Below are 552 nucleotides of genomic sequence, written 5' to 3'. Positions count from 1 at the left end.
GTTGGTGGGGCGATCGGCGGCGGCGCGGGCGGCGCATTGACGGCCAACGGCCGCGAGCGCAAGGGCGCCATCGTGGGCGGCGCGCTGGGCGGCGGCGTGGGTGCGGCTGCGGGCAATGCCATGGGCGGCCACACGGGCGGCATCGTTGGTGCGGGCCTGGGTGGCGGCGCCGGTGCAGCTCTGGGCGGCAACGTCCAGCGCAATTCGTATTCCGACCGCGACGACCGGGGCTACCGTCGCCATGGCCACCACCCTCACCACCATTGATGTGATGCGCCGGTGCGCTCGCCATTGAGCGCACCGGCCGACTTCCTGCTTTCCTTCCGGCGAAGGCGCTGCCTGCGTATGTTGCCCGGCGCGTCGGCAACTCCTGTTGCCATGACTCGCCGTTGCCGCGTGCGCCGCCTACCATAGCGAGACGGCCGCGACCGGCCCGCACACGAAGGAGAGCGCCATGACGCAACGCTTCGACGCCATCATCATCGGCACCGGACAGGCCGGCCCGCCGCTGGCTGCGCGCCTGTCCGGCGCCGGCCTGAAGGTGGCCATCGT

Annotated in this window: 1 protein-coding gene; it reads left to right on the top strand. The window is 72.3% G+C overall.

The genetic code is table 11. The features are described 5' to 3' along the window. The coding region (locus tag WH91_RS10285; protein WP_046170928.1) for a hypothetical protein at window positions 1–267 on the top strand (267 nt) is incomplete at its 5' end. Window positions 268–552 lie beyond the last annotated feature (285 nt).

Source organism: Devosia psychrophila (genome assembly GCF_000971275.1).
Taxonomy (GTDB): Bacteria; Pseudomonadota; Alphaproteobacteria; order Rhizobiales; family Devosiaceae; genus Devosia; species Devosia psychrophila.
Note: the sequence above shows the minus strand (reverse complement) of the source record. Positions and strands in the feature narration are given on the sequence as shown.